22 protein-coding genes and 3 tRNA genes are annotated in these 26664 nt (G+C 41.0%); 18 read left to right on the forward strand and 7 right to left on the reverse strand.

The window, feature by feature from the left end; genetic code table 11:
* Positions 1-14 precede the first annotated feature (14 nt).
* The 6 genes from VUI23_RS06020 to VUI23_RS06045 all read left to right on the forward strand — a co-directional run bounded on the left by VUI23_RS06020 (position 15) and on the right by VUI23_RS06045 (position 8966).
* Entirely contained in the window at positions 15-1691 is a 1677-nt protein-coding gene (locus VUI23_RS06020; RefSeq protein ID WP_342807312.1) for a glycosyltransferase family 39 protein, read from the forward strand.
* A gap of 187 nt (positions 1692-1878) precedes the next feature.
* A complete protein-coding gene (locus VUI23_RS06025) occupies positions 1879-3516 on the forward strand; it encodes a phosphoethanolamine--lipid A transferase (protein ID WP_342807314.1) in 1638 nt (545 codons plus the stop codon).
* A 197-nt stretch (positions 3517-3713) separates the two neighbouring features.
* Positions 3714-4640 (forward strand): homoserine O-succinyltransferase, encoded by a 927-nt coding sequence (metA, locus tag VUI23_RS06030; protein ID WP_216050086.1) that lies wholly within the window; start codon positions 3714-3716, stop codon positions 4638-4640.
* 11 nt (positions 4641-4651) lie between these two features.
* Complete coding sequence (locus tag VUI23_RS06035) at positions 4652-5707, forward strand: homocysteine S-methyltransferase family protein (protein ID WP_216050087.1); 1056 nt, start codon at positions 4652-4654, stop codon at positions 5705-5707.
* Between the two features lie 12 nt (positions 5708-5719).
* Complete coding sequence (gene metH, locus VUI23_RS06040; protein WP_342807316.1) at positions 5720-8356, forward strand: methionine synthase; 2637 nt, start codon at positions 5720-5722, stop codon at positions 8354-8356.
* A 22-nt stretch (positions 8357-8378) separates the two neighbouring features.
* Entirely contained in the window at positions 8379-8966 is a 588-nt protein-coding gene (locus VUI23_RS06045) for a DUF938 domain-containing protein (protein ID WP_342807318.1), read from the forward strand.
* Between the two features lie 8 nt (positions 8967-8974).
* Here VUI23_RS06045 and VUI23_RS06050 read toward each other — a convergent pair whose 3' ends face one another.
* Positions 8975-10117 carry a GNAT family N-acetyltransferase gene (locus tag VUI23_RS06050; RefSeq protein WP_342807320.1) on the reverse strand — a complete coding sequence of 381 codons (1143 nt, stop codon included), beginning with the start codon at positions 10115-10117 and terminating at the stop codon, positions 8975-8977.
* Positions 10118-10156: 39 nt separating this feature from the next.
* Here VUI23_RS06050 and VUI23_RS06055 point away from each other — a divergent pair, with 39 nt between their 5' ends.
* The 9 genes from VUI23_RS06055 to VUI23_RS06095 all read left to right on the forward strand — a co-directional run bounded on the left by VUI23_RS06055 (position 10157) and on the right by VUI23_RS06095 (position 18219).
* Entirely contained in the window at positions 10157-10615 is a 459-nt protein-coding gene (locus VUI23_RS06055) for a regulatory protein RecX (RefSeq protein ID WP_216050091.1), read from the forward strand.
* Positions 10616-10742: 127 nt separating this feature from the next.
* Positions 10743-13340 carry an alanine--tRNA ligase gene (gene alaS, locus VUI23_RS06060; RefSeq protein WP_342807322.1) on the forward strand — a complete coding sequence of 866 codons (2598 nt, stop codon included), beginning with the start codon at positions 10743-10745 and terminating at the stop codon, positions 13338-13340.
* Positions 13341-13473: 133 nt separating this feature from the next.
* Positions 13474-13689, forward strand: coding sequence for a carbon storage regulator CsrA (gene csrA, locus VUI23_RS06065; protein ID WP_216050093.1), 216 nt, complete (start codon positions 13474-13476; stop codon positions 13687-13689).
* A 224-nt stretch (positions 13690-13913) separates the two neighbouring features.
* Positions 13914-14006 (forward strand) — tRNA-Ser (locus VUI23_RS06070).
* 36 nt (positions 14007-14042) lie between these two features.
* Positions 14043-14119 (forward strand) — tRNA-Arg (locus tag VUI23_RS06075).
* A gap of 215 nt (positions 14120-14334) precedes the next feature.
* Positions 14335-14411: transfer RNA gene (locus VUI23_RS06080), tRNA-Arg, on the forward strand.
* 600 nt (positions 14412-15011) lie between these two features.
* Positions 15012-15269, forward strand: a complete 258-nt coding sequence (locus VUI23_RS06085; RefSeq protein ID WP_303499460.1) for an OadG family transporter subunit — start codon at positions 15012-15014, stop codon at positions 15267-15269.
* A 30-nt stretch (positions 15270-15299) separates the two neighbouring features.
* Complete coding sequence (oadA, locus tag VUI23_RS06090; RefSeq protein ID WP_342807324.1) at positions 15300-17084, forward strand: sodium-extruding oxaloacetate decarboxylase subunit alpha; 1785 nt, start codon at positions 15300-15302, stop codon at positions 17082-17084.
* 4 nt (positions 17085-17088) lie between these two features.
* Positions 17089-18219, forward strand: a complete 1131-nt coding sequence (locus VUI23_RS06095) for a sodium ion-translocating decarboxylase subunit beta (RefSeq protein ID WP_216050096.1) — start codon at positions 17089-17091, stop codon at positions 18217-18219.
* 79 nt (positions 18220-18298) lie between these two features.
* Here VUI23_RS06095 and VUI23_RS06100 read toward each other — a convergent pair whose 3' ends face one another.
* From VUI23_RS06100 to pspF, 6 genes are read right to left on the reverse strand one after another with little or no spacing between them, the layout of a single operon-like run.
* Positions 18299-19081 carry an ATP-binding cassette domain-containing protein gene (locus VUI23_RS06100; RefSeq protein WP_216050097.1) on the reverse strand — a complete coding sequence of 261 codons (783 nt, stop codon included), beginning with the start codon at positions 19079-19081 and terminating at the stop codon, positions 18299-18301.
* Positions 19078-20073 (reverse strand): oligopeptide/dipeptide ABC transporter ATP-binding protein, encoded by a 996-nt coding sequence (locus tag VUI23_RS06105; protein ID WP_216050098.1) that lies wholly within the window; start codon positions 20071-20073, stop codon positions 19078-19080. Before VUI23_RS06105 ends, VUI23_RS06100 begins: the two co-directional genes overlap by 4 nt.
* Entirely contained in the window at positions 20073-20966 is an 894-nt protein-coding gene (locus VUI23_RS06110) for an ABC transporter permease subunit (RefSeq protein WP_216050099.1), read from the reverse strand. Before VUI23_RS06110 ends, VUI23_RS06105 begins: the two co-directional genes overlap by 1 nt.
* Positions 20953-21984: an ABC transporter permease gene (locus tag VUI23_RS06115; RefSeq protein ID WP_303499634.1), complete on the reverse strand. Its 1032-nt coding sequence runs from the start codon at positions 21982-21984 to the stop codon at positions 20953-20955. Before VUI23_RS06115 ends, VUI23_RS06110 begins: the two co-directional genes overlap by 14 nt.
* Positions 21984-23612, reverse strand: coding sequence for an ABC transporter substrate-binding protein SapA (gene sapA / locus VUI23_RS06120; protein ID WP_342808248.1), 1629 nt, complete (start codon positions 23610-23612; stop codon positions 21984-21986). Before sapA ends, VUI23_RS06115 begins: the two co-directional genes overlap by 1 nt.
* Before the next feature lie 4 nt (positions 23613-23616).
* Positions 23617-24720, reverse strand: coding sequence for a phage shock protein operon transcriptional activator (gene pspF, locus VUI23_RS06125; RefSeq protein WP_342807326.1), 1104 nt, complete (start codon positions 24718-24720; stop codon positions 23617-23619).
* Between the two features lie 316 nt (positions 24721-25036).
* Here pspF and pspA point away from each other — a divergent pair, with 316 nt between their 5' ends.
* The 3 genes from pspA to pspC are packed head-to-tail and all read left to right on the forward strand — an operon-like array spanning position 25037 to position 26430.
* On the forward strand, positions 25037-25714 hold the full coding sequence (gene pspA / locus VUI23_RS06130; protein WP_303499456.1) for a phage shock protein PspA: 678 nt from the start codon (positions 25037-25039) through the stop codon (positions 25712-25714).
* A gap of 27 nt (positions 25715-25741) precedes the next feature.
* Positions 25742-25981, forward strand: a complete 240-nt coding sequence (pspB, locus tag VUI23_RS06135; protein ID WP_216050102.1) for an envelope stress response membrane protein PspB — start codon at positions 25742-25744, stop codon at positions 25979-25981.
* Complete coding sequence (gene pspC / locus VUI23_RS06140) at positions 25978-26430, forward strand: envelope stress response membrane protein PspC (RefSeq protein WP_216050103.1); 453 nt, start codon at positions 25978-25980, stop codon at positions 26428-26430. The genes pspB and pspC overlap by 4 nt, the downstream gene beginning before the upstream one ends.
* The last annotated feature ends 234 nt before the right edge of the window (positions 26431-26664 follow it).

Here is a 26664-nt window from a genome sequence, read left to right on the forward strand (position 1 = left end):
TTTTGGGTGTACTTTTGCTCATTTCGATCATCTTAATTTTTGTGGGATTAGGATTTCGCGATCCATGGCCTGCAGATGAACCTCGTTTCGCACAAATTGCTAAAGAGATGGTAGAAACTGGTCAATGGTTTTTCCCGGCCAGAGCGGCAGAGTTTTATCCTGATAAACCACCTGTATTTATGTGGTCAATCGCGATTTTTTACGCATTGTTCGGCTCTTTAAATATAGCTTTCTTATTGCCTTCTGCGCTGTGTTCACTACTTACTATTTATTTAGTATTTGATATTGGACGTAAGCTATGGAACCCAGAAACTGGTTTTATAGCAGGTCTACTACTAGTGTTTAGCTTTCAATTTATGCTGCAAGCTAAAAGTGCGCAAATTGATGCAATGGTTTGTGCGTGGATCACCCTTGGTTGTTATGGTTTCTTGAGGTTTTTGCTATTTGACGCTAAATGGCGATGGTTCTATTTAGCCTGTTTTTTTATGGGAATCGGTGTTATCACCAAAGGCGTAGGCTTTTTACCTATATTGATATTGATTCCGTATATGTTTATGCGCTTTATTTGCAATTATCACTCAATACTTAAGCCGGATAATGAGTCTATTGTTAAGTGGTTGCTGGGACTATTGGTCATGCTTTTAGCAATAGGTTTGTGGTTTGTACCTATGTTGGTATTAGTTGAACTAAGCCACAATCCGTTATTAGAACAATATCGCGATAATATTTTGTTTAAACAAACAGTTACTCGTTATGCTGATTCTTGGCATCATATTAAACCATTTTGGTATTATTTCGTATCCGTAATCCCTGCCTTTTGGTTACCCCTAAGCATTTTCATTCCGTGGTTAATTCCTCATTGGATACGCGCAATCAAAAAGCAGGATGCCCGGGTAATTCTGCCGCTAACGTGGATTGTACTCGTGTTAGTGTTTTTCAGTATCAGTCCAGGCAAAAGAGGCGTATATATATTGCCAGCTTTGCCAATGTTAGCCTTAATCAGTGCACCTTATGTGCGACAAATTTTACAGCGACGGGCCGTCAATTGGATTTTATGGGCACTGGTGACTGGTATATCTTTAGGCTTATTAGCTTTCGCATTGGCTGGATTAAGCAATGCCAGTTTTACCCAAAAGCTAGTGACTGAATACGCTATTTCACCTTGGTACTTTTTTATATCAATTGGTTTGGCTGGACTCCTGGGCACACTTATCACAGTCAAACAACAGCAGTGGCGGAGCTGGCCGCTATTTATATCTGTGTTATGGATTTTGTACTCTACTTGGGGATACGGTTTATTAGAAGTGGTTAAAACGCCGAAAAAAATATTTCAACAAATGCAACATATTGTTCCGCAAAATGCTGAAGTTGGGCTAGTCGATTTTGCCGAGCAATTTATTCTATTTTCCCCTTATCCTATTACTCATTTTGGTTATCACACTGACAATGCAGAGCAAGTTAAAGCGGCTTACCAGTGGATAGGAACCAGTAAAAACCGATTTATATTGCTAAGTTTTGAGTTAGTCGAGGGGCTTTGTTTTGATAAAAATAAAGCCATACATCTTGGGTTTGCCCACCGCACTGATTGGGTATTATTAAATACCGCTAGTCGCGTAAATGGGTGTCCTAAACCACAGCTTCATAAACCACAGGGCAATATTATTGAATATCAGTATATTCCCAAACCCTAAGTGCCTATTTGAATCAAAAAAACATATCAATAACTGCAAAAAGTTCAACTCAGACAGTAGAGATTTTAAATTAAATTATAGAATTGTTTTTATTTAAAAAATTATTGCAAAACATCAGTTTATCTTCAGTTTCAGCTAAGGTTTGGCTTCTAAAATAGCTTGTGTAATCAACCATAAATGAAACAAGATGAATGTAATTTTAAAGCTAATGCGACATGAATATACTGGCGCACAAATTATCGCGATAAATTCGTTATTTATTGTATTTGTATTTAATTATTGTTTTTTAAATGGTGTATTTGCAGCCATTCAACCTAACAACTTGTCACAATGGAGTTTCTACGCTTCAGTTATTCTATTATTGTTTAGTCTAACCATTATAATCACTAGTATTTTGGGAGGAATAGTTTTTCCCAGAACTATATCTGCGGTCACAGTGCTAGTGTCATGCTTATTGTTTTATGCAACGTTTCAATACGGTGTCATTTTTGATAAAAGCATGATTCAAAACATTGCTGAAACCAATTCTGGTGAAGCCTCATCTTATTTGAATATTAGTTTTCTTATCTACTTTATTCTGCTGGGAGTTGTCCCTGCAATATTGATGTTTAAAATAAAGGTTAAAGGAGATTTAAAAAGCCGAATAAAAAGTGTGTTAACGATAAATCTGCTTGCACTAATCGTCACTGCTTCGATTGTTACTTTCCTGTATAAAGATTACGCAGCGGTAGGCAGAAATAATCATAATTTATTTAAGTATATTGTCCCTTTTGCATTTTATGATTCTGGATTTAGGTATTTACGAGATAATTATTTTTATCCCCCTTTGCCCTTTAAAGTTTTAGATAAATCGCCAACGATCAAGCCGTCAAAACAAGGACAACAAAACTTAACAATAGTTGTGGTCGGGGAAACTGCCCGTGCACAGAACTTTTCGTTGAATGGTTATACTCGCAATACCAATAAGTTTTTGGCACAAACCCCAATACTCAGTTTTAAACAGGTAAGCTCTTGCGGTACTGCTACCGCAGTGTCTGTGCCATGTATGTTTTCTCGTTTACCACGAAGCAAATACGAAAGTCGAGTGGCGAGTAGTCAAGATAATGCTTTAGATATAATTCATCGAGCAGGCGTGGACGTCACTTGGATTGATAATAACAGTACTTGTAAAGGGGTATGTGAAAGAGTGAGTGAAATTCGTTTTGATCCAACTCAAGACTCAACGTTGTGTGATGGTGATTATTGTTTTGATGAAATTCTTATCGAAAAATTGCAACAACAAATTAGCCAGCATAAATCCGACAATCAACTTATCGTCTTACATATGATCGGTTCCCATGGTCCTACTTATTTCCGGCGCTATCCCGATACATTTAAACCTTTTATGCCAGATTGTCCGCAAAGTGATATTCAACATTGCAGCGAAAACCAGTTAAAAAATACATATGACAATACTATTGCTTATACCGACTTTGTATTAAGTAAAGTTATTGCGGTTCTGCAGCAAAGTAATGTAGCCAATAAGTCCTTGTTGTACATTTCAGACCATGGCGAATCATTAGGTGAAAATGGACTTTATTTGCATGGCTTTCCCTACAGCATTGCCCCTGAAGAGCAAACTCATGTGCCTATGTTGTACTGGAGTACTGAATTAGCGGATGCTAATTTTAAAGACTGTATTTCCAGCAAATTGAATTCTGATTTCTCACAAGACAATATTTTTGACACCCTGTTAGGTTTAACCAATGTAAAAAGCAGCATTTATCAACCAGAAATGGATATATTTCAGCAGTGTAGAACAACAACAATAATGGCTAAAAGTTGATTATTTGCTCCAATTTCAGTTAACCAATTTTATGTGAGGAATAAGAATAATTAAGGTTATTTCGAATATGTGAAATAAAAATTCTCAGGTATAAAGTGTATAGGCCGGATAAACGTTTAGACGTCTAGACGTAAAGATGTTGACTTTTGAGTGTGAATAGGCGAAATTTGTTTTCTTACAACCACATTGGAGAACTTATGCCTATTCGAATACCTAGTGATCTTCCCGCCCAAGGGGTCTTGAACGCGGAAAATATATTCGTTATGGACAGCGAAGCCGCTGCTAAGCAAGACATTCGTCCTCTAGAAGTGGGCATTTTGAATTTAATGCCGAATAAGATTGAAACTGAAGTTCAGATTTTACGACTTCTTTCCAATACGCCATTACAGATTAATATTGATCTTATTCGCATCGATAATCAGGCACCTAAGAATACACCTAAAGCCCATATGGATGCCTTTTATTTGTCTTTTGATGACGTGGCTCATAAAAATTACGATGGGTTTATTATCACCGGTGCACCCATTGCTCACCTCGATTATGCTGACGTCAAATATTGGGACAAAATCACCACTATTATGGAGTGGACACAACGTCATGTGCAGTCTACTTTATATTCTTGTTGGGCGGCCCACGCTGCCATGTTTCATTTTTACGGGCACAATCGTCAACTTCGAAACGACAAGCTTTCCGGTGTTTACACCCATAATGTGAACGAACCACACGATGCGTTAATGCGCGGCTTTGATCCGCAGTTCAATGCACCCCATTCTCGTTTTGGGGAAATTCCCATCGACATATATAAAAGTGTTGAGGGGCTAAATGTATTAGCCAGTTCGGAAAAAACTGGGGCGTATTTAGTCGCCTCAAAAGATAAACGAATGGTATGCGTCACTGGGCACCCAGAATATGATCCTGAAACACTGGATCAGGAGTTTAAGCGTGATAGCAATAATGCGTTAGCGCCGAAAATTCCAGAAAACTATTACGAAAATGATGATCCCAGTCAGCCCTATCATGTAACATGGCGCTCCCATGGTTCGCTTCTGTTTACAAACTGGTTAAACTATTATGTTTATCAGACGACACCGTTTGATCTTGCTGATCTTCCAAGTAAAAAATAAGAGGTAATTGCGTGGCGCAAAATAACACCGAACAACTCTACTCCATTGCACAGCAACGAATTCTTATTCTTGACGGTGCAATGGGAACTATGATTCAACGGCATAAACTGGAAGAAGATGATTACCGCGGTGATCGATTTGTCGATTGGCATTGTGATGTCAAAGGCAATAACGACTTGCTTGTATTGAGTCAACCACAAATTATTTATGATATTCATTGCCAATATTTCGAAGCTGGCGCTGACATAATCGAAACCAATACCTTTAATGCTACCACTATTGCCATGGCTGATTATGATATGCAATCCCTGGCCAAAGAAATTAATATAGAAGCAACTAAGTTAGCCCGTAAAGCGGCGGATGAGTACACCGCAAAAACGCCCGATAAACCTCGTTTTGTTGCGGGCGTCTTAGGACCCACAAACCGCACGGCTTCAATTTCTCCCGATGTAAATGATCCGGGTAAGCGTAATGTGAATTTTGATCAACTGGTAGCAGCCTACTCAGAAGCGACACACGGTTTGATTGAGGGCGGGGCAGACATAATTCTAATTGAAACTATTTTTGATACATTGAACGCTAAAGCGGCTGCCTTCGCAGTAGACACTGTGTTTGATGAGTTAGGTATTACTCTACCCGTTATGATTTCAGGTACTATCACTGATGCCTCTGGCCGTACTTTATCAGGGCAAACTGCTGAAGCTTTTTACTATTCACTGCGACATATCAACCCTGTGTCATTTGGGCTCAATTGTGCCCTTGGACCGGATCTATTACGTCAGTATGTAGAAGAGATTGCTAACCAAGCTGAGTGTCTGGTTTCTGCGCACCCTAATGCGGGCTTACCGAATGAGTTTGGGGAATACGACATGGAAGAAGATGAAATGGCAGAACATATCCAAGAATGGGCGAAATCAGGATTGGTGAATATTGTCGGTGGATGTTGCGGCAGTACGCCAGAACATATTGCTGCAATTGCAAAAGCCGTAGAAGGCATTGCGCCTCGGGTTCCAGTCAAAAAAGAAGTTAAAATGCGCTTGTCTGGTTTAGAACCCTTTGTGCATTAACAGGAGTTTTTCGTGTCACAAGAACAACAAAATACCAGTGCTACCTTTGTAAACGTAGGGGAACGTACCAACGTTACAGGTTCAGCAATGTTTAAACGTCTGATCCTCGAAGATAACTATGAAGCAGCGTTAGATGTGGCTCGTCAGCAAGTTGAAAATGGTGCGCAAGTCATCGATATCAACATGGATGAAGCCATGTTGGATTCCGAAGCTGCCATGGTACGATTTTTATGTCTAATTGCCTCTGAACCAGACATTTCACGAGTCCCTATCATGATTGACTCCTCTAAATGGAGCGTCATCGAAGCTGGCTTAAAGTGTGTTCAGGGAAAAGCCATTGTTAACTCGATTAGTTTAAAAGAGGGGGAAGAACCCTTTTTAAAGCAAGCAAAACTGCTGAAACGATATGGTGCTGCGACTGTTGTGATGGCGTTTGATGAAAAAGGTCAAGCCGACACACAAGCTAGAAAATACGAGATATGTGAGCGCAGTTATAAACTATTAACTGAAAAAATCGGCTTTCCTCCAGAAGATATTATTTTTGATCCGAACATTTTTGCCGTAGCCACGGGGATAGAAGAACACAACAACTATGCGGTTGATTTCATCGAAGCGACTCGTCAAATAAAACAAAATCTACCGCACTGTCATATCTCTGGTGGTTTATCGAATATTTCCTTTTCATTTCGCGGCAATAACCCAGTTCGCGAAGCAATGCATTCGGTGTTTTTGTATTATGCCATTAAAGCAGGCATGGACATGGCGATTGTGAATGCCGGCCAGTTAGAAGTTTACGACAATATCCCTAAGGAATTAAAAGACGCTGTTGAAGATGTGATTCTTAATCGCCACCCAGAGGCCACTGATAATCTATTGGCGCTGGCACCCAAATATCAAGGTGACGGCAAAGCGGTTGTAAAAGAGAATCTAGAGTGGCGTGAATTCCCAGTTAGTAAGCGTCTAGAGCACGCTTTAGTTAAAGGTATTACCGACTTTATCGTTGAAGATACTGAGGCTGCACGTTTAGAAGCTGAGAAACCTTTGCATGTTATCGAAGGTCCATTAATGGACGGCATGAACGTGGTAGGTGATTTATTTGGCGAAGGTAAAATGTTTTTACCTCAAGTGGTAAAATCTGCCCGAGTGATGAAAAAGGCTGTGGCCTACCTTGAACCTTACATCGAACTTGAAAAAGACCAAAGCAGTAGCAACGGTAAAATATTGTTGGCAACAGTAAAAGGCGATGTGCACGACATAGGTAAAAATATTGTTGGTGTGGTTTTGCAATGTAATAACTATGAAATTATCGATCTAGGCGTAATGGTGCCGGCTGCTAAAATTATGCAAGTGGCCAAAGATGAAAACGTCGATATGATCGGACTGTCAGGGTTAATCACTCCTTCTTTGGATGAGATGGTACACGTCGCAAAAGAAATGCAACGCTTAGAATTAGATCTACCGTTATTAATCGGCGGTGCCACCACATCAAAAGCCCATACTGCGGTAAAAATTGAACAAAACTATCACGGACCTGTGGTTTATGTGCCTAATGCCAGCCGAGCCGTCGGGGTTTGTCAGAAGTTGATTTCGGATGAATTTAGACCTGAATACGTAGCGCAATTGCAAAAAGAATACGACGTCGTCCGAGAGCAGCATGCACGTAAAAAGCCCCGTTCTAAACCTGTAAGTTTAGCTGCCGCAAGAGAAAATCGTTTTGATTGTGATTGGCAGGTATATCATCCTCCAGTACCCAAAACTTTAGGTGTGCAAACGGTAAATGTTGAGTTATCGGAATTGGTTGATTACATTGATTGGACACCTTTCTTTTTAACTTGGTCGCTTGCGGGTAAATACCCACGAATTTTAGATGATGAAGTGGTTGGCGAAGAAGCTAAAAAGCTGTTTCACGATGCCACTACTATGCTGAAAAAGCTGTGTGAAGAAGGTAGCTTGGCTGCCAAAGGCGTGGTTGGCATCTTCCCTGCGAACCGTGTAGGTGATGATGTTGAAATTTATGCCGATGATAGTCGCCAGAACACGATTCAGGTAGCTCATCATTTGCGTCAACAAACCCAAAAGCCAAAAGGGTTTAATTACTGTTTAAGCGATTACATTGCGCCCAAAGCCAGTAAAAAAGCCGACTATATTGGCGCTTTTGCCGTTACTGCTGGCATAGGTGAAGATGAATTAGCTCAAGCTTACATTGATGATGGTGATGACTACAACGGTATTATGGTCAAAGCCATTGCTGATCGTTTAGCAGAAGCCTTTGCTGAGTATTTGCATGCAAAAGTCAGAAAAGAAATCTGGGGTTATGCTGCAGACGAACAGTTAACTAATGAAGATTTGATTCGCGAAAAGTATCAGGGTATTCGCCCTGCACCTGGCTACGCTGCATGTCCTGAACATACTGAAAAACAAGTTATTTGGGATCTATTGGACGCTGAAAATGCGACCGGTATGCAGCTTACTGAGTCATACGCGATGTGGCCAGGCGCGGCTGTATCTGGGTGGTATTTCTCACACCCTGATGCACGCTATTTTGCAGTCGCTCAAATTCAACAAGATCAACTTGAGGATTACGCACAGCGTAAAGGATGGAGCTTGGAGTATGCTCAGAAGTGGCTTGCTCCGAATCTAAACGGCTAACCTTATAAATAGTAGGTGACGGATGTTCGATAACAAAAACTTTTCACAACCTTGTGAGAATAATAAGGCACCTATCTTAGAGCAACTGCTTGTGCATTTTGCCAATCAAACCAAGGTATTGGAAATTGGTTCTGGCACAGGGCAGCATGCTGCATTTTTTGCACCTGCATTGCCACATCTAACTTGGCAACCGACAGATATTGCTGACAACCACGCCAGTATTAATGCGTGGTTAGAGGAAGCAAAATGCACAAATGTGTTGCCTCCTGAAGAATTCTTCATTGGCAAAGATAGCTGGTCTTTTCAAGACGTAAACGGCGTTTTTAGTGCGAATACCACTCACATTATGCAGCCTCATGAAGCCCAATTGATGATGCAAACTGTCGCTATAAATTTACCAGAAACTGGGGTTTTCTGTCAGTATGGCCCCTTTAAATTTGACGGTAAATATACTAGTCAGAGTAATGCGCAGTTTGACCAAAGCCTACAACAAAGAGGTTTTGGCGGTATCCGTGACATTGCTGAGTTAAAAAACTGGGCCACGTCTTTAACCTTAGACGATATGATTCAGATGCCGGCCAATAATCATCTGTTAGTCTGGCGTAAGTAGTAACTTCGTTAGTCTTGTGATTTTTTAAACGGTAATACTTCAGCGGCACTAATTTTATAGGCTTCAATACCAGGGGCTTCTTGCTTAACAAAACGTGATACTGCGTCTTGGAAGGAGGGATCATCTAACCTGTGATTTGAATAACAAAATATCGGCTCAAATCCCCTTAGAATTTTATGTTCTCCTTGAGTGCCCGGGTTAAAGCTGGCTAAGTTTTGCTGGATACAGAATTCAATGCCTTGGTAATAACAACATTCAAAGTGCAGACCATCAAAGTCTTCTATTGCGCCCCAATATCGACCACACAACTGTGTTTGATCATATAAATAAAGTGCCCCAGCCACGGGGGTGTCATTGTGCGAAGCAATCACCAATAAGATGTTCTGTCGCATATTTTCGAGAATATTTGTAAAGAAAGATTTGTTTAAGTAACCACTATGACCGCTACGCTTTAAATAGGTCTGGCAATAGCAAAGATAAAAGAAATCCATTTCTACTGAGGTTAAGGTTTCGCCATGAAAGCGTTTGACGGTTAATTCTTGCTGCGCAATTTTTTGTCTTTCTTTGCGCACACTTTTTCTGCGTCGGGCGGTAAAGGTGGCTATGAAATCATCAAAATGCTGGTAGCCACGGTTAAACCATTGAAACTGGACACTTCTTCGTTGCACTGCACCAAGGCCTTGCAACTGTTGACTGACTTTTTCAAAGGGGAACAGAAAGTGTACAGAAGATGCGTCCAGGGCAGGCAATTGTTGTTTTATATACAGGTACATTTTTTCCAATAACTTTACTGGGTCAGTTTTATTATTGGTTAACAAACGCGTACCGGTAACAGGTGTAAAGGGAATTGCATTGACTAATTTGGGGTAATACTGTTTGTGATAACGCTGATATGCTTCTGCCCAAGCAAAATCAAACACATATTCGCCATAACTATGGCTTTTTTTGTACATTGGTAGGATACCGATAACCGCCTCATCCTGATAAGCTACCAAATGATGAGGTATCCATCCTGTGTCACCGCCAACAGAACCGGATTGCTCTAAGGCCGCTAAAAATGGGTAACTACAAAACAGCGCTTGATTTTGATTTAAATCATCCCAGATCTGTTTAGGTACTTCGTCGATTGAATGAATAAATTGAAAAAACAATACAAAGGTTCCGATGAATCAAGTTGATAGGCTATTAATATGTCAGACAATGATGTGAAGATCATCAATCATTCTATTACTCGTCTGTTAGCTCGTCGAGAACATAGTCAACATGAGTTAGTCACAAAGCTCACATTAAAAGGCTTAGATAGCGGTTTAGTTAAACAGCAAATCGCCTTATTTGCAGAAAAAGATATTCAAAGTGATAAACGTTTTGTCGAAGCATTTATTCGAAATAGAGTGTTGAAAGGGCAGGGGCTTAAACGTATCCAAGTTGAGTTACAACAACATAATATTGACGAAATGATAGTATCAAACAGTTTTGCCGACTGTGAAACAGATTTTGCTGAGACAGCCATTCAAGCTTATCGTAAAAAATACGGTGATACGCCGATACGGGATTGGCAAGACAAACAAAAGCGCATGCGTTTTTTGCAATATCGTGGTTTTAATCACGAACAAATTCGAATTGCTTTAAAAGGCGAACCTAATGAATGAGAATGATCAATACAGCTTGACAAATTCACGGCTTAACAAGGTTCCCTCATTTGTGGTATCGTTCGCCGCCTATAGCCTAATTAGCAAGCATTGTGCTTGTCCGACAACTTTTAAATCAGGAAAATGAATGAGTAAAACTACCGCTGAAATTAGACGCGCCTTTTTGGATTATTTTGCCAATCATGGTCATCAAATTGTTCCCAGTTCTTCATTGGTCCCGGCGGATGACCCTACGCTTTTATTTACCAATGCAGGCATGAACCAATTTAAAGATGTTTTTCTTGGTACTGAAAAGCGACGCTACAACAAAGCAACGTCTTCTCAGCGTTGTGTCAGAGCGGGTGGAAAGCATAACGATTTGGAAAATGTTGGCTACACAGCGCGACATCATACATTTTTTGAAATGCTGGGGAATTTCAGCTTTGGGGATTATTTCAAACAACAAGCTATTCACCATGCTTGGACGTTCCTAACCGAAGTATTAGGCCTACCTAAAGAGAAACTATTAGTCACCATTTATCATGAAGACGATGAAGCTTTTGATATATGGAACAAAGAGATTGGTATTCCAGCAGATAAAATTATACGCATCGCAACCTCAGATAACTTTTGGTCAATGGGAGATACTGGCCCCTGCGGACCGTGCTCCGAAATATTTTACGATCACGGAGAACATATTTGGGGTGGACGTCCAGGTACGCCTGAAGAAGACGGTGACCGTTTTATTGAAATATGGAACCTAGTTTTTATGCAGTTCAACCGAACTGCCGATGGCGTCATGCACCCGCTACCTAAACCTTCAATTGATACGGGTATGGGGCTTGAGCGTATTTCCGCGATTTTGCAGAACGTTCACAGCAATTATGAAATTGATATCTTTCAGAAGCTTATTGCCGCTGCAGCAAAAATTGTGGGCTCAACGGACTTAGAAGACAAATCCTTACGAGTGATTGCAGACCACATTCGTTCATGTGCATTTTTAATTTGTGACGGCGTTATGCCATCGAATGAAGGTCGCGGTTATGTATTGCGACGTATTATTCGTCGTGCCGTAAGACATGGATATAAGTTGGGCGCGAAAGATATTTTCTTTTACAAGTTGATTGACGAGTTAGGAGTTCAAATGGGTGAAGCTTACCCTGAACTCATTGATCAAAAACCGGTCCTTGAAAAAGTGCTCAGAGTTGAAGAAGAGCAATTCTCTCGTACCTTGGAACGAGGTATGACTATACTCAATGAAGCATTGTCAGAATTAGAGGGAGAAGTTGTTCCAGGAGAATTGGCATTTAAACTTTATGACACTTATGGGTTCCCTGCTGATTTAACCAATGATGTAGCCCGTGAAAAAGGTTTTACTATTGATCAAGATGGTTTTGATCAAGCGATGGCGCAACAACGGGAACGAGCTCAGCAAGCGAGCAACTTCGGTAAAGATTACAATGAAGCGATTCATGCTAAATCAAGCAGTGAATTTGTTGGTTACGATTTAGAAGCTGATCGCGCTGAGGTTGTCGAGTTATTCAATGACAAAGGCGCTGTCACTGAAATCAAAGCTGGTGATTCTGGTATTGTAGTGCTTTCAAAAACGCCATTCTACGCGGAATCTGGTGGTCAGGTCGGGGATACTGGATTACTCAAAGGTGACTCTGCAGAATTTAACGTGTTAGACACCGTTAAGCTAAATGATGCTGTTGCTCACAAAGGTATCGCGAATAAAGATATTAAAATTGGCGATGTTGTTGATGCTCAAGTTGAAGCTCAACGTCGCTCAGCAATTAAGTTAAACCACAGTGCTACTCACTTAATGCATGCGGCGTTAAAAACTATCTTAGGTGAGCATGTTAACCAGAAAGGTTCATTGGTGGACGCAGAGCGTTTACGTTTCGATTTTTCTCATTTTGAAGCGGTTACGCCTCAGCAAATTTTGGAAATCGAGTCACTCGTCAATCAGCACATTCGTTTGAATCATCGTCTAGATACTAAACTAATGGGCTTAGAAGAAGCTAAAAATGCCGGTGCTATGGCGTTGTTTGGTGAAAAATACGACGAAAACGTGCGCGTAGTATCGATGGGACCGTTTTCATTGGAACTTTGTGGTGGTACTCATGTCAACCAAACAGGCGACATTGGTTTATTTAAAATAGTCAGCGAAAGTGGCATTGCATCTGGCGTGCGACGAATAGAAGCGATTACTGGTCAAGCAGCATTACAATATGTGCAAGATCAATCGAAATTAATTAGCAGCATCTCTGGTCTATTAAAGTCAGAGGCTGCGAATTTAGAAAATAGAATCGTTGCTGTAGTTGATCACACCAAAGAGTTGGAGAAGGAATTATCTAAGCTTAAGCAGAAAATGGCTGCTCAAGCTGGAACTGATTTGGCGTCTAAGACTACTGATGTAAAGGGGGTGAAAGTACTTTCGACTAAAGTTGAAGGTGTAGAATCTAAAACTTTACGTACAATGGTCGATGACTTAAAGAACCAAATCGGCAGTGGTGTCATTGTTTTAGGTTTACCAGCAGATAACAAAGTGAGTGTTATTGTTGGTGTGACTAAAGATCTAGTTGGCAAAGTTAAAGCCGGTGAATTAGTTAATTATGTAGCCAGTCAAGTAGGCGGTAAAGGCGGCGGGAGACCCGATATGGCGCAAGCCGGAGGGAGTCAACCTGAAAACCTTGATGCCGCTATTAACTCTGTACATAGTTGGTTAGAAGAGCGCTTATAAGTGTTAATTAGTGAGTTTTTGTAAGTGACGACAAAAACATGGAATGCTAATTGTGTATTTTTCTGGAGTTAACTGGTAAATACGCTAATTTTAATTAGGGAATATTGTGGAATAACGCAAAAGGAGCAATAGAATGCTAATTTTAACCCGTCGTGTAGGTGAGACCTTGATGGTAGGTGATGAAGTCACCGTAACTGTATTGGGTGTTAAAGGGAATCAGGTAAGAATAGGGGTTAACGCCCCCAAAGAAGTATCTGTGCATCGAGAAGAAATTTATATGCGCATTCAAGCAGAAAAAAATGGAACTGCGAGTGAACGTTCCGGCAATTCGAGCGAAGATGTAGAATAAAGTAAAGTGAAAAACCTAAGAAGGCTGGTTAACCAGCCTTTTTTTTTTTTATTTTTAATAATTGTTTTAATTATCTCGAAAATATAAGCATATCAATTCGTACAAAATACCATCATATTATTGCAGTTTTACGCTGATCGTCTAAAATCCCAGCATACAGGTAGTAAAGTGTAAAAAAAGGTTTGACTTCCTTTTGTGATTCAGTAAACTTCGCTCCCACATTTGGAGAGGTGGCCGAGTGGCTGAAGGCGCTCCCCTGCTAAGGGAGTATAGGGTTTGTAGCCCTATCGAGGGTTCGAATCCCTCCTTCTCCGCCATTCCTTTTTATCGGGAATGGAACAAATGTCTTTTACGCGTGTGTAGCTCAGCTGGATAGAGTACCTGGCTACGAACCAGGCGGTCGGAGGTTCGAATCCTTCCACACGCGCCATATTGAATCGAAGCTCCGCAGGAGGTTCGACAAAATCGTCAGGAACGATTTTGAACGTGCGAAGCGCGGCCCCGAAGGGGTGGAAGGCAGGATGCCTGAAATCATCCTTCCACACGCGCCATATTGAATCGAAGCTCCGTAGGAAATTCGATAAAACTGTTAAAGACTAGATGTAGAATTTGACAGTTGTAAGTACAGAGGAAGTTAAATACCACGCGTGTGTAGCTCAGCTGGATAGAGTACCTGGCTACGAACCAGGCGGTCGGAGGTTCGAATCCTTCCACACGCGCCATATTTGAATCGAAGCTCCGCAGGAGGTTCGACAAAATCGTCAGGAACGATTTTGAACGTGCGCAGCACGGCCCCGAAGGGGTGTAAGGCAGGATGCCTGAAATCATCCTTCCACACGCGCCATATTTGAATCGAAGCTCCGCAGGAGGTTCGAAAATCAAAACTACGATTTTGTGCTTGAATAGCGTTTTGCTAAAGAACGTATCTCGAGAAGTTAGAAATATAAAATCGATGTAAATGATTTGAAGTATAAGCAATAAAAAAACCGCTTTTATAAGCGGTTTTTTTATGCCCGAAGTTAAATTAAATATTTATAAGTAATTACCAATAAGTAATATTAATCTAAACGTGACGATTGGTATGATAGCGCTGCTTTGCATTAAATTAACTTTATAGCTAACGCTAAAAGTATTCGAACAGATTTACAGTATAAAGTGGCTAAATGATTGGTGGAGACGCCTAATCAGCGACTTGAGTGGGTAAAAATTCAAAATAGTTGAATAAGTACCCTAAAAATACAGTTTGCTTTGTGGATTTTGGTTGAGTTTTCAATGCTTAAGTGATACTTATCGATACCTAAACTAATAACAGTGTGAATTATATGCAAACGTCCATTTCTGAATTACTAATTGAAGCTGCCAACCTAATGGTAGTGGGTATGGTTGTGGTGTTTGTTTTCCTTACACTACTAATCGGCGCAGTAAACTTAATTGCTGCAATTAACCGAAGATTTCCTGAAGAAGTTGTCCCTGCGCATCCTGCTAGGACACAAAGGAAAGTGTCTAATGACAAATCAAATTCTTCCGTGCCTATTGCGGCTATAACCGCCGCAGTTCACCAATATCGAAAAAATAGATAGTCTAAATAAATCGATTTTTTAGGAGTTTCCATGAGCAACCCCCTTAAAATAACTGAATTGGTACTGCGTGATGCGCACCAATCTTTATTAGCCACTAGAATGCGATTGGACGATATGTTACCCATCGCAGCGAAATTAGATAAAGTTGGCTTTTGGTCAATGGAATCTTGGGGAGGCGCTACATTCGACTCTTGCATTCGTTATCTTGGCGAAGATCCTTGGGATCGTATCCGTGAATTAAAAAAGGCCATGCCTAATACACCTCAGCAGATGTTGCTAAGAGGGCAGAATCTTTTGGGGTATCGTCACTACGCAGATGATGTAGTTGAAAAGTTTGTAGAAAGAGCGCATACCAATGGCGTTGATGTGTTTCGTATTTTCGATGCAATGAATGACACTCGAAATCTGGAAACAGCGATTAAATCTGTGGTTTCTGTAGGCGCACATGCCCAAGGCACGATTTCCTATACAGTAAGTCCAGTGCATACCCTAGAGCGTTGGCTAGACATGGCTAAGTCCTTAGAGGATATGGGCATACATTCTTTGTGTATCAAAGATATGGCAGGGTTGTTGAAACCTTACGAATGTGAAGAGCTAATTACTCGCTTGAAAGAAATTATAAGTGTGCCTATTGCCATGCAATGTCATGCAACCACTGGACTAAGCACCGCAACTTATCAAAAAGCCATTGATGCGGGTATTGATATGGTTGATTGCGCGGTATCATCTATGAGTATGACGTACGGGCACAGTGCAACTGAAACCATTATGTCGATTGTGGAAGGTACTGACCGAGATACCGGCTTAGATTTGCATCTGATGGCTGAAATCGCGAGTTACTTCAGAGAAGTGCGTAAAAAATACGCTAAATTTGAAGGTAGCTTGAAGGGCGTTGATGCACGAATATTAATTGCTCAAGTGCCTGGTGGAATGTTGACGAATATGGAAAACCAACTTCGTGAACAAGGTGCTGAAGATAAAATGGATGAAGTACTCAAAGAAATTCCTAAAGTAAGGGAAGATCTTGGTTTTATTCCATTAGTGACTCCAACTTCGCAAATTGTGGGTTCTCAATCTGTATTAAATGTGCTGACCGGAGAACGATATAAGAGCATCACTAAGGAGACTGCAGGTGTTCTTAAAGGTGAGTATGGCGCAACCGCAGCGCCAGTGAATGCAGAATTACAAGCTAGAGTATTAGATGGCCAAGAACCTATTACTTGTCGACCAGCTGATCTGATTGAACCTGAATTAGCTGCCTTAACCACAGAATTGACTGAAATTGCGCAACAGCAAAATATTAAGTTGGCTGAGGAAAAAGTGGATGACGTATTAACCTATGCATTATTCCCGCAAATCGGCTTGAAGTTTTTGCAAAATAGAGGGAATCCTGACGCATTTGAACCTGCTCCTACAGGCGAGACTGAAGCAAAACCTGCAAGTTCGTCAGCTGCATCTTCGCCAGCCCAAGGTAAAGCAGAAAGTTATTCTGTGCGTGTTGATGGCAAGTCTTATGAAGTGGAGGTTGCCCCAAGTGGTCAACTTTCCTCAGTTAAAAGCACTGAAGCGGCGACGCCAACTGCCACCCCATCTTCTGACGAAGGTGTTGAATTAAACGCGCCATTGGCGGGTAATATATTCAAAATCTTAGTTCGCGAAGGAGACGAAGTGAGCGAAGGTGATGTCGTCATCATCATGGAAGCGATGAAAATGGAAACAGAAATACGTGCTATCGAAAGCGGTATCGTGACTGATGTACTTGTATCAGAAGGCGATGCAGTTCAATCAGGTCAAGCTTTATTGAGTTTAGGATAATTTCATGGAGAAGTTAGAAATCCTATGGCAAAGCACCGCGCTGGCACACTTCCAGGCTGGTCAAGTGATCATGATGGTTGTTGGCCTGTTGTTACTATATTTGGCCATCGTTAAGAAATTTGAACCGCTATTATTGTTGCCCATTGGTTTTGGTGCGTTATTGACCAATATTCCATTGGCTGGTTTTAGCGAAATGGGTGGTTTACTGCATTACATTTATGCCGTTGGAATTGATACAGGGGTGTTCCCTCTTCTCATTTTCATGGGAGTAGGTGCAATGACTGATTTCAGCGCGCTTATTGCTAACCCACGGATGTTGTTGCTTGGCGCCGCTGCACAGTTCGGTATATTTGCCACCTTGTTAGGGGCGATTTTACTAAACTTTGTTCCAGGTCTTGAATTTACCTTAAAAGATGCTGCAGCGATTGCCATAATCGGTGGCGCGGATGGCCCAACGGCAATTTTCTTAGCATCGAAATTAGCCCCTGAATTATTAGGCACTATCGCTGTTGCTGCTTATTCTTACATGGCATTGGTACCTATTATTCAGCCACCAATAATGAAAGCGTTAACGACCCCTGAAGAACGAAAAATTCAAATGGGTCAGTTGCGTATAGTGTCTAAACGAGAAAAAATCGTTTTTCCATTAGCTGTGTTGCTAATGACTATCCTGTTTTTGCCGACGGCAACGCCGCTAGTAGGTATGTTTTGTTTGGGTAACTTAATGAAAGAGTGTGGTGTGGTGGATCGTTTGAGCAATACTGCGCAAAACGAGCTTATTAATATCGTCACTATCTTCTTAGGTTTGGCTGTTGGTTCGAAGTTGTCTGCTGATAAATTTTTGAAAGCAGAAACATTGGGTATACTTGCATTGGGTGCTGTGGCATTTGCTATAGGAACAGCCACAGGCGTTCTAATGGCGAAACTGATGAATAAGTATAGCAAAGCAGATATCAATCCTTTAATCGGCGCAGCCGGCGTGTCAGCCGTTCCTATGGCCGCAAGGGTAGTAAACAAAGTTGGGTTGCAAGCCAACCCCCATAACTTCTTACTGATGCATGCAATGGGACCTAATGTGGCAGGAGTATTGGGCTCAGCAGTAGCGGCCGGTATCTTGTTAGCCTTAGTGGGTTAGATTATCGCTTCAGCGAGAAAGTAAAAAGTTATAACAAACCCGTTGAGGTTCACACTCTACGGGTTTTTTTATGTTCAAATTAATTTGGGGTAATAAGTGATAGGTGGGATTTAACTAACTTTTCGGTGTACTCACTTTTTGGCCAATTGAATACCACGTCAGTTTTACCTGTCTCCACTAAGTTTCCGTTTTGCAGAATTAATACCCGATCACTGATGTGCCTGATAATCCCTAAATTATGAGAAATAAATATAAATCCTAAACCAAGGTCCTTTTGTAGTTTCATAATCAAGTTTATGGTCTGCGAGCGAACCGAGGGATCTAATGCAGCAAAAGGTTCATCAGCAACAATAACTTGTGGATCGAGAATAAGCGCTTTGGCTAAGGCTAAACGTTGTCGTTGACCATCAGATAACATGTGTCGATAAAAAAACATGTGATCGGGCAACAACCCTACTAATTTTAAGGTTTGCTCTATTTTCTTTAACCGTTCAGTTGAACTTAATTGGGTGTTAAGGATTAAAGGGCCTTCCAAAATTTTGGCGATATTAATACCAGGATTTAGCGACTCATTACTGTGTTGAAATATCATTCGAATATTAAGACAGCGTTGTCGTAAATTATGTGGCGATAACTTTTGACCATTTAAAAATATATTACCTCCAGTTGGTATCTCAGCGCCAACCAAAAGTTTTCCTAACAAGGATTTTCCGGAGCCATTTTCCCCCAAAATTGCTAAGGTTTCGCCACTGTTCAATTCGAAACTCACTTTACTTAGCGTGAATCCAGAGCGCTTCTTAAACAGACTCCTAGTCGGTTTTTGGGTGTACTCGAGGTTTTCAACCTTTAATAAAGCCGTCATTCTTTTTCTCGTATTAAGGGAAAGTGGCAACTATAGAAATGATCTTGTACATATCTAAGTTCAGGCACCTTAACACATTCCCTTTGTGCACGAGGGCAGCGAGGACCTAGTCGACAGCCGATGGGTAAATGTTGCAGTGTGGGAATGGTGCCATCGAGGGTGGATAGCGGCGATTTAGGCGGCAAATCCTTCCTGAAACTAGGGGCACTGTCTAATAGCGCTTTGGTATAAGGATGCAACGGGCGTTTGCGTAGTTGCGCCATTTTTCCATCCTCTACCGTTTGACCACAATATAAAACGGTCATCTTGTTTGCCATACTCGATATTGCGATCAAATCGTGGCTAACAAATAAAATGCTCAAATTACGTGTCTTATTAAGTTGCGACAACAGTTTTAATATCTGTATTTTGGTCGTAATCTCCATGCCACGGGTAGGATCGTCGGCAATCAACAGTTGCGGTGAAGAGACCAAAGCACATGCGATTAAAAATTTCTGACCAATATCATCGGCAATTTGATTGGGATAGGCTTGTAAATACTTTTTATGATCTTTAATACCGACTTTGTGTAATAGTTTGATGGCAATCTGAAGTCGTTGTTTGCTCCTTTGCCAAAACCATTTCCCTTTCAAAATATGTCCAGGAATACTTTCCATTAACTGCTCACCAAGGGTGGATGAGGGGTCTAATGATGCAATCGGATTTTGAAAAATAACGGCAATTTCACTGCGCATTATTTTGCGTCGTTCGGCTTGGCTAATTTTTAATAAATCTCGACCTTTCCAAGTGAGCCTATCTGCGGTTAATCGCCAGTTTTCAGGAATCGCCCCAACAACGGCTCTGACGATTAAACTCTTACCTGAGCCGGACTCACCCACTAAAGCGCGTATCTCGCCTTCTTCAATGCGTAAGTTCACTTTATCCAAGGCTTTCATCCAGCCCGTTGAACCGTTGATTTCAAGGGTTAGATTTTTAATATCTAGCAATGCCATTAACGTTGCAGCCTATTTCGAAGTGCTGAGCGAAGACCGTCACCCACCACATTTACTGACAACACCATTAAAAATATTGCACTTCCCGGTAGTGCGATGCTCCATGGCGATTTGTAAGCAACTCGCAGCCCTTCAGAGAGCATAGTGCCTAGTTCAGGGGCAGGCGCTTGCGCCCCTAATCCTAAAAACCCTAGGGCGCTAATATCCAAAATTGCAATAGACAATGCCATTGTGCCTTGTACAACTAACATTTCGTACATATTCGGCAAAATACAATAGAAAAACAGGTAGGTATTTTTAGCACCGTCTAATTTAGAAGCCAATATATATTCTTTGGCCATTTCGGTTCTGACGACTTCTCGCGTGTTATGCACAAACTGGGGGATGAGTGCCAAACTTATTGCCCACATACTGTTGACCAAACCAACACCTAAAATACCAACAATGACGATGGCAATAAGCAAGGTTGGTATTGCTAAAATTGAGTCCAATAAATGATTTAATACGCTAGACCGTACGCCGTGAGTTATGCCCGCCAACGCCCCTAATGCTACGCCAACTAGCATAGCCAATAGCACCAATAATAAGCTTATCCCAAGGGTCATTCTACAACCATAGATTAACCGCGAGAGTAGATCCCGTCCTATGCTATCGGTTCCAAATAAATGTCGAATTGAACCGTTTACATCCCACGATGGTTTAACCAGAAAGGCATTGGGGTTTTGTAGCAAAGGATCAAATGGCGCGATGAGCGGGCCGAACACTACGAGGAATATAAAAAATCCCAATATCCATAAGCCCAAAACGGCAATATGGCTTTTGCGAAATTCCCACCAAGTATGTATCAATGGTGAAGGATGGAATTCTTCCTGATAAATATCAAATTTGGGCACGACGTTCTCCCGTTAGTGCTGGGTTAATCAGCTTGGCTAACAAGTCGGTGCAGACTGTTAAAATGATAACCATTGTAGATACGGCTAACATACCCGCACGAATCGCAGGGTAATCCCGTTGAAAAATTGCCTGAATTAGCCAGTTTCCAATCCCTGGCCAGGAAAAAATAACTTCGACTATCATGGCATTTGTCAGCAGCACAGCGAATTGCATACCAAACAGTGGGATAATCGGCAGTAGCGCATTTCTGACGCCGTGTCGGAATACCACCTGCCATCCACTTAGTCCTCTAGTGTAGGCGGTTAATATATATTGGCTCGCCATCACATCGATAACCGAACGGCGTGTAATTCGAAATATAATTGATGCGGTTACAATTGTCAGAGACAAGGTTGGTAAAATAAGATGTTGCAGAGCACTGTTAACGGCGGCATTTTTGAATTCAAAATCACTTAATAAAATATCGATAAACATAAAACCAGTTTGATGAGGGATATCGAAAAGTAAACTAATTCTGCCGGACAGTGGAAACCAGCCAAGTTGCAACGAAAACACCAAGATCATGATGAGTGACAGCCAAAAGACTGGGGTCGAATAGCCAATAACACTTGCGGCTAATAAGCTGTAATCCGATAGCTTGTAATGCTGAAAGCCTGCCAGAAAACCCAAAGGCACACCGATTAGTAAAGAGAGCAACAAAGCGTAAGCGCTTAGTTCCATACTCGCGGGTAAAGTTTGTGATATTTCCATCCAAAGTGGATTACCAGAGCTAAAACTTAGTCCCCATTGACCTTCTAATAGATTATTTAAATAAAGCCAATATTGATAGACATATGAACGGTCAAAACCATGAAGCTCTATGAGATATTGATGGTTTTCAGGAGAAGAATGTTTTAACCCTGTTAAGTTTACGATTGGGTCGCCAGGGAATAAATAAACTAACGCAAAGGATAATACGCTTAGCACAAACAAGGTGAGAATAAGCAAATTAAATTTTCGAATGATTTGCATCAACATCATTGTTTCTCTACGTCCCCAAATCGAATTGCACCAAACGGATTAATCACTAATCCGTTAAGCTCGCGGCGGTGCGCACGATAACGATACGCATGAGCTAAAGGAACTAAAGGTAATTGTTCAGCAATCAATTTATTGGCCAATTTATAATATTCGATACGTTGTGCTATTTCCGAGTATCGTAACGCTTGATTTATCAAGGAATCATATTCCTCAGAACACCACATCGCTCGGTTTGTACCAGATTCAATGGCCGAACAGGTTAGCAGAGGACGGTAAAAGTTATCTGGGTCGCCATTATCTGCTGACCAGCCGATAAGTACAGAGTCGTGCTGCCCTTCTTTTAGTTTTTCACGAAATGTTGTCCACTCATAACTAACAATATTCACTTGAATGCCTACTTGATTGAGGTAATTTTGCATCAATTCAGCCATTTTACGGGCATTTGGGTTGTACGCTCTTTCAACGGGCATTGCCCATATATTCATGGTAAACCCTTCGTCTATGCCGCTTTCTCGTAATAGCTTACGGGCCATTACAGGATTATAGTTGGTTTCACTCACATCAGACTGATACGCCCAAGATGATTCAGGTAACAGACTTTTTGCACTTACGGCGCTACCGTAATAAACCGCTTCAAGTAAGGTATTTTTATCAATCGCCATGGCTAAGGCACGTCTTACTTTTGGGTTATCAAAAGGATATTTCGACGTATTGAACGCCCAAAACCCCACATTGAGGCCAGGCCTGCCATCAAGGGTAAGGTCTGGTCTTTCACGAATGGTATCCAACTCGCTGTGCGCAGGAAATGCGATGGCATCACATTCACCTGTCATGAGTTTAGCTAACCTGAGCGAGCTCGTTGTTGTAATGTCAAAGATAAGTTTGTTCGGTGCGTTTTTATGCTGCCAATAGTCTTCATGCTTGCTATAACGTATGTAATGGTCTTTTTTATACTCTTTAAATCTGAATGGCCCTGTGCCAATCGGATAATTATCAATCCGTTCTTGTTGGTTACTTAAGATTAATTTTTGTGCGTATTCAGCTGACAGAATAACCGCGAAATCAGTGGCTAAGTTGGCTAAAAAAGAACTGTCAGGGCGGGCTAAGGTAATTTCTACTCGGTAACCATTTATTCGTTTCACATTTGAAATTAAGTCGATGAGTCCAATACTCGTGAAATAAGGATAGTTGCCACCCGATACGTAATGATACGGATGGCTGTCTAGACGCCAGCGGTCAATACTGAAAATAACGTCATCGGCGTTAAAGGTTCGAGTAGGCGTAAAATAATCGGTGTTATGAAACTTTACGCCTCTGCGTAGTTGGAAAGTATATGTCAATCCATCTTGGCTAATTAGCCAACTACTGGCCAATGCGGGCACAATTTTTCCAGATTGTGGGTCAAAATTGAGTAAGCGGTCATATATTTGGTGAGAGGATGCATCAGATGTGGTGCCTGAGGTGTCAAGTTGTGGATTAAAGCTTGTTGGGTTGCCTTCCGAACAATAAATGACACCGGTCACAGAGGAAGTTGCTGTTGTGCCATCAAAACAACCACTAATACTCAGCGCAAGCAGCACTGCTAAGGTGAAGCGAAACAATCGATTGGGAGTTTTAGGATGCATCACCTTAATCTTCTATGTCTTCTGGGGAACTGTCCAATAAATTATATTTTTTTAGATAACCGCGTAATTGATGATAGGTCAAAGATAACTTCTCTGCGGTCTTTTTTTGATTAAATTGACTATCAGATAATGCCTGTTTAATTAAGTCGACCTCAAATTCTTGTGACAGTGTTTTCAAATCAACAGGAAACTGAAAGGCTTTCTGTTTTGCTTTAACAGGTTCGTCCGTATTTGTTGCGCTTTCTGTCGGAGCTGATGGCGTTACTGCTGCTGGTGGCACCACTGCGCTAATCCGGTCTTGGGTTTTAATTCTGCCTTTTGGTCGAAAAACAGACTCAAAGGGATCTAACACGATTTGATGAACTGGCACATGTGGGTTATTGCTTCGATAGACTGCTCGTTCCACAACGTTTTTCAGTTCACGAATGTTGCCCGGCCATTCATATTCGAGCAAAGTGCGTTTGGCTTTCTCAGTAAAGCCACTAAATAACTCCATTTCTAATTCTCGCGCCATATTAATCGCGAAATGTTCGGCCAGCATCATAATATCTTCTAGGCGTTCACGTAATGGAGGGAGAGTAATAACATCGAATGCGAGTCGGTCTAGTAAATCCGGTCTAAACTCACCTGAGGCGGCTAATGAGGGTAAATCTTCATTGGTTGCCGCTACAATTCGCACATCCACCTTTACGGAGCGAGAACCGCCAACCCGTTCAAATTCACCATATTCGATAACTCTTAGCAGTTTCTCTTGAATCAGACCTGAAGTGTTGGCCAGCTCGTCTAAGAAAAGGGTGCCATTGTTAGCGACCTCAAAACGACCTTCTCGTCGTTTTTGAGCACCAGTGAACGCGCCAGCTTCGTATCCGAACAGTTCAGTTTCTAATAAGCTTTCACTTAGCGCTGCGCAATTGAGCTTTAAATAATTTTGTTCCCAACGCTTAGACAAATAATGCAGACGAGCTGCCACTAGTTCCTTACCAGTCCCTCTTTCACCAATGATTAGAACAGGTTTGTTCAAAGGCGCAATTTGAGATATTTGTTCAAGCACTTCAAGGAAGCTATTGGACTGTCCTAGCAGATTGTCTTGTTGACGAAATCGGCTCATTGACACATTTCCTCTATTTGAAAATTGTAGCTGTTAGACTACTATATTCGACGATGCAATTAACGTTTAAACCTTTACTAAATAGTTAGTTTTAGCTCACGTATTTGTTCATCAAAGTAAAAAGTGGTCGAATTCGCTAATATGTGGTTGATAATCATAATACGCTAAAATCATAAAGTTAAGGAATAAAATTGTTTTTATTTAAAAATCATAAGGTTAAACTGATTTAATTAGTTGGCCCGTATATTGAATAATCAATTACAGCAAATGCCAAAAGCATTTATTTATTCGATAACTTGAAGTAGAGGAAAAGATTATGGGTATCTTCTCGCGTTTTACAGACATCGTGAACTCAAATATTAATTCATTACTTGATAAGGCTGAAGATCCAGAAAAAATGGTTCGCCTCATTATCCAAGAAATGGAAGATACATTAGTCGAGGTGCGTTCTGCCTCAGCTAAGACCCTAGCTAATAAAAAAGATATTAGCTCACAGATAACAAAATTAACCAATGAAGCTGAAGATTGGCAATCTAAGGCTGAACTGGCATTGAGTAAAGATCGTGAAGATCTTGCCAGAGCTGCATTACAAGAAAAGAAAAAGTGTGTTGAACACAGTGATTCTTTAGCTAAGGAATTAGCGCTTATTGATGAACAAATCAGCAAGCTACAGGGCGAAATTGGCCAATTGCAAGATAAGTTAGCCGATGCAAAAGCTCGTCAAAAAACGATTATCATGCGTCAGAAGACAGTGAGCTCTCGTCTTGAAGTGAAACGCACCTTAGATAGCAGCAAAGTTGATGCAGCGATGGGACGTTTCGAACAATACGAGCGTAAAATTGATGATTTGGAATCACAGGTTGATGCCTATGATTTAGGTAAGAAAACTTTAGCTGATGAATTTGCTGATTTAGCATCTGATGATGTGATTGACGATGAACTGGCAGCGCTTAAGAAAAAAGTACAGACTAAAAATAGTAAAGCTAAAAAATAAAAGTAGTGGCCAGGAAGGAGTAACACCGTGGAAGATATATTGATTGTGACGGTAGGCGTACCTACTATTATTTTCATGATAATTGTCGCACCTATTTGGTTGATTCTGCATTACCGAAGTAAAAAGCAGGTCAGCCAAGGGTTATCTGAAGATGAATATAAGTCATTACAGGAATTATCCAACAAGGCTGAAATGATGGCAGATCGTATCCAGACTTTAGAAGCCATTTTGGATGCGGAATCACCAGATTGGAGAAATAAATCATGACACCACGCAAGCAATTACAGCGCGATTCGGAAAATGGAAAAATTGCCGGTGTCTGTGCAGGGATTGCTGAGTACTTTGGAATAGAGACTTGGCTAGTTCGAATTGCTGCAGTCGCCGCCATGTTGTTACTCGCTGGGCCATTTATTCCAGTATTTTACATCGCTGCTTGGTTCATTTTAGATAAAAAAACACCTGAATCTAAACATAGTTCACAAGGCCAACATCACTTTCATGGCAAGTCTGGTGTAAAAGGTTGGCATAACGATATTGATGATGCAGATAAAAAAGTGGCGGTTAAGTCAAAGGTTTGGCAGGCTGGAGAGCCTCCAAAGCAAGCTTTTTATGATATCAAACAGCAATATTTACGAACGGAAGCGCGTTTGAGAAAGATTGAAACCTATGTTACTTCATCTGAATTTCAGTTGAATCGCGAAATTAACAAACTCTAGCGGTTTAATGAGCAATTAAGCTAGTCGTTTTTTCAAACTGCACCTTGTTTAAACCAATGCTTGGTGCAGTTTTATGTAGGTTGGTTTGCTTACTATTTGGCAAATAACCAGAGTCTGGTAGTTGATCATCCCATTAAAAACCCTTGCATACATCGTGATTAACTTATCAGTCAGATTTTGCTTGTAAATTAAACACAGGTAATATCCTTTTATTGTACTTCGCTCGCTAACCTG

It is taken from the genome of Alteromonas sp. M12 (assembly GCF_037478005.1).
Lineage (GTDB): Bacteria > Pseudomonadota > Gammaproteobacteria > Enterobacterales > Alteromonadaceae > Aliiglaciecola > Aliiglaciecola lipolytica_A.

Coding starts and splice junctions, on each gene's coding strand:
- pspF (WP_342807326.1), bottom strand. CDS start 24,720: ATGAGCCGATTTCGTCAACAAGACAATCTGCTAGGACAGTCCAATAGC.
- pspC (WP_216050103.1), top strand. CDS start 25,978: ATGACACCACGCAAGCAATTACAGCGCGATTCGGAAAATGGAAAAATT.
- VUI23_RS06100 (WP_216050097.1), bottom strand. CDS start 19,081: ATGACGGCTTTATTAAAGGTTGAAAACCTCGAGTACACCCAAAAACCG.
- alaS (WP_342807322.1), top strand. CDS start 10,743: ATGAGTAAAACTACCGCTGAAATTAGACGCGCCTTTTTGGATTATTTT.
- oadA (WP_342807324.1), top strand. CDS start 15,300: ATGAGCAACCCCCTTAAAATAACTGAATTGGTACTGCGTGATGCGCAC.
- VUI23_RS06045 (WP_342807318.1), top strand. CDS start 8,379: ATGTTCGATAACAAAAACTTTTCACAACCTTGTGAGAATAATAAGGCA.
- csrA (WP_216050093.1), top strand. CDS start 13,474: ATGCTAATTTTAACCCGTCGTGTAGGTGAGACCTTGATGGTAGGTGAT.
- VUI23_RS06085 (WP_303499460.1), top strand. CDS start 15,012: ATGCAAACGTCCATTTCTGAATTACTAATTGAAGCTGCCAACCTAATG.
- VUI23_RS06115 (WP_303499634.1), bottom strand. CDS start 21,984: ATGTTGATGCAAATCATTCGAAAATTTAATTTGCTTATTCTCACCTTG.
- metA (WP_216050086.1), top strand. CDS start 3,714: ATGCCTATTCGAATACCTAGTGATCTTCCCGCCCAAGGGGTCTTGAAC.
- VUI23_RS06105 (WP_216050098.1), bottom strand. CDS start 20,073: ATGGCATTGCTAGATATTAAAAATCTAACCCTTGAAATCAACGGTTCA.
- VUI23_RS06055 (WP_216050091.1), top strand. CDS start 10,157: ATGTCAGACAATGATGTGAAGATCATCAATCATTCTATTACTCGTCTG.
- VUI23_RS06095 (WP_216050096.1), top strand. CDS start 17,089: ATGGAGAAGTTAGAAATCCTATGGCAAAGCACCGCGCTGGCACACTTC.
- VUI23_RS06025 (WP_342807314.1), top strand. CDS start 1,879: ATGAATGTAATTTTAAAGCTAATGCGACATGAATATACTGGCGCACAA.
- pspA (WP_303499456.1), top strand. CDS start 25,037: ATGGGTATCTTCTCGCGTTTTACAGACATCGTGAACTCAAATATTAAT.
- sapA (WP_342808248.1), bottom strand. CDS start 23,612: ATGCATCCTAAAACTCCCAATCGATTGTTTCGCTTCACCTTAGCAGTG.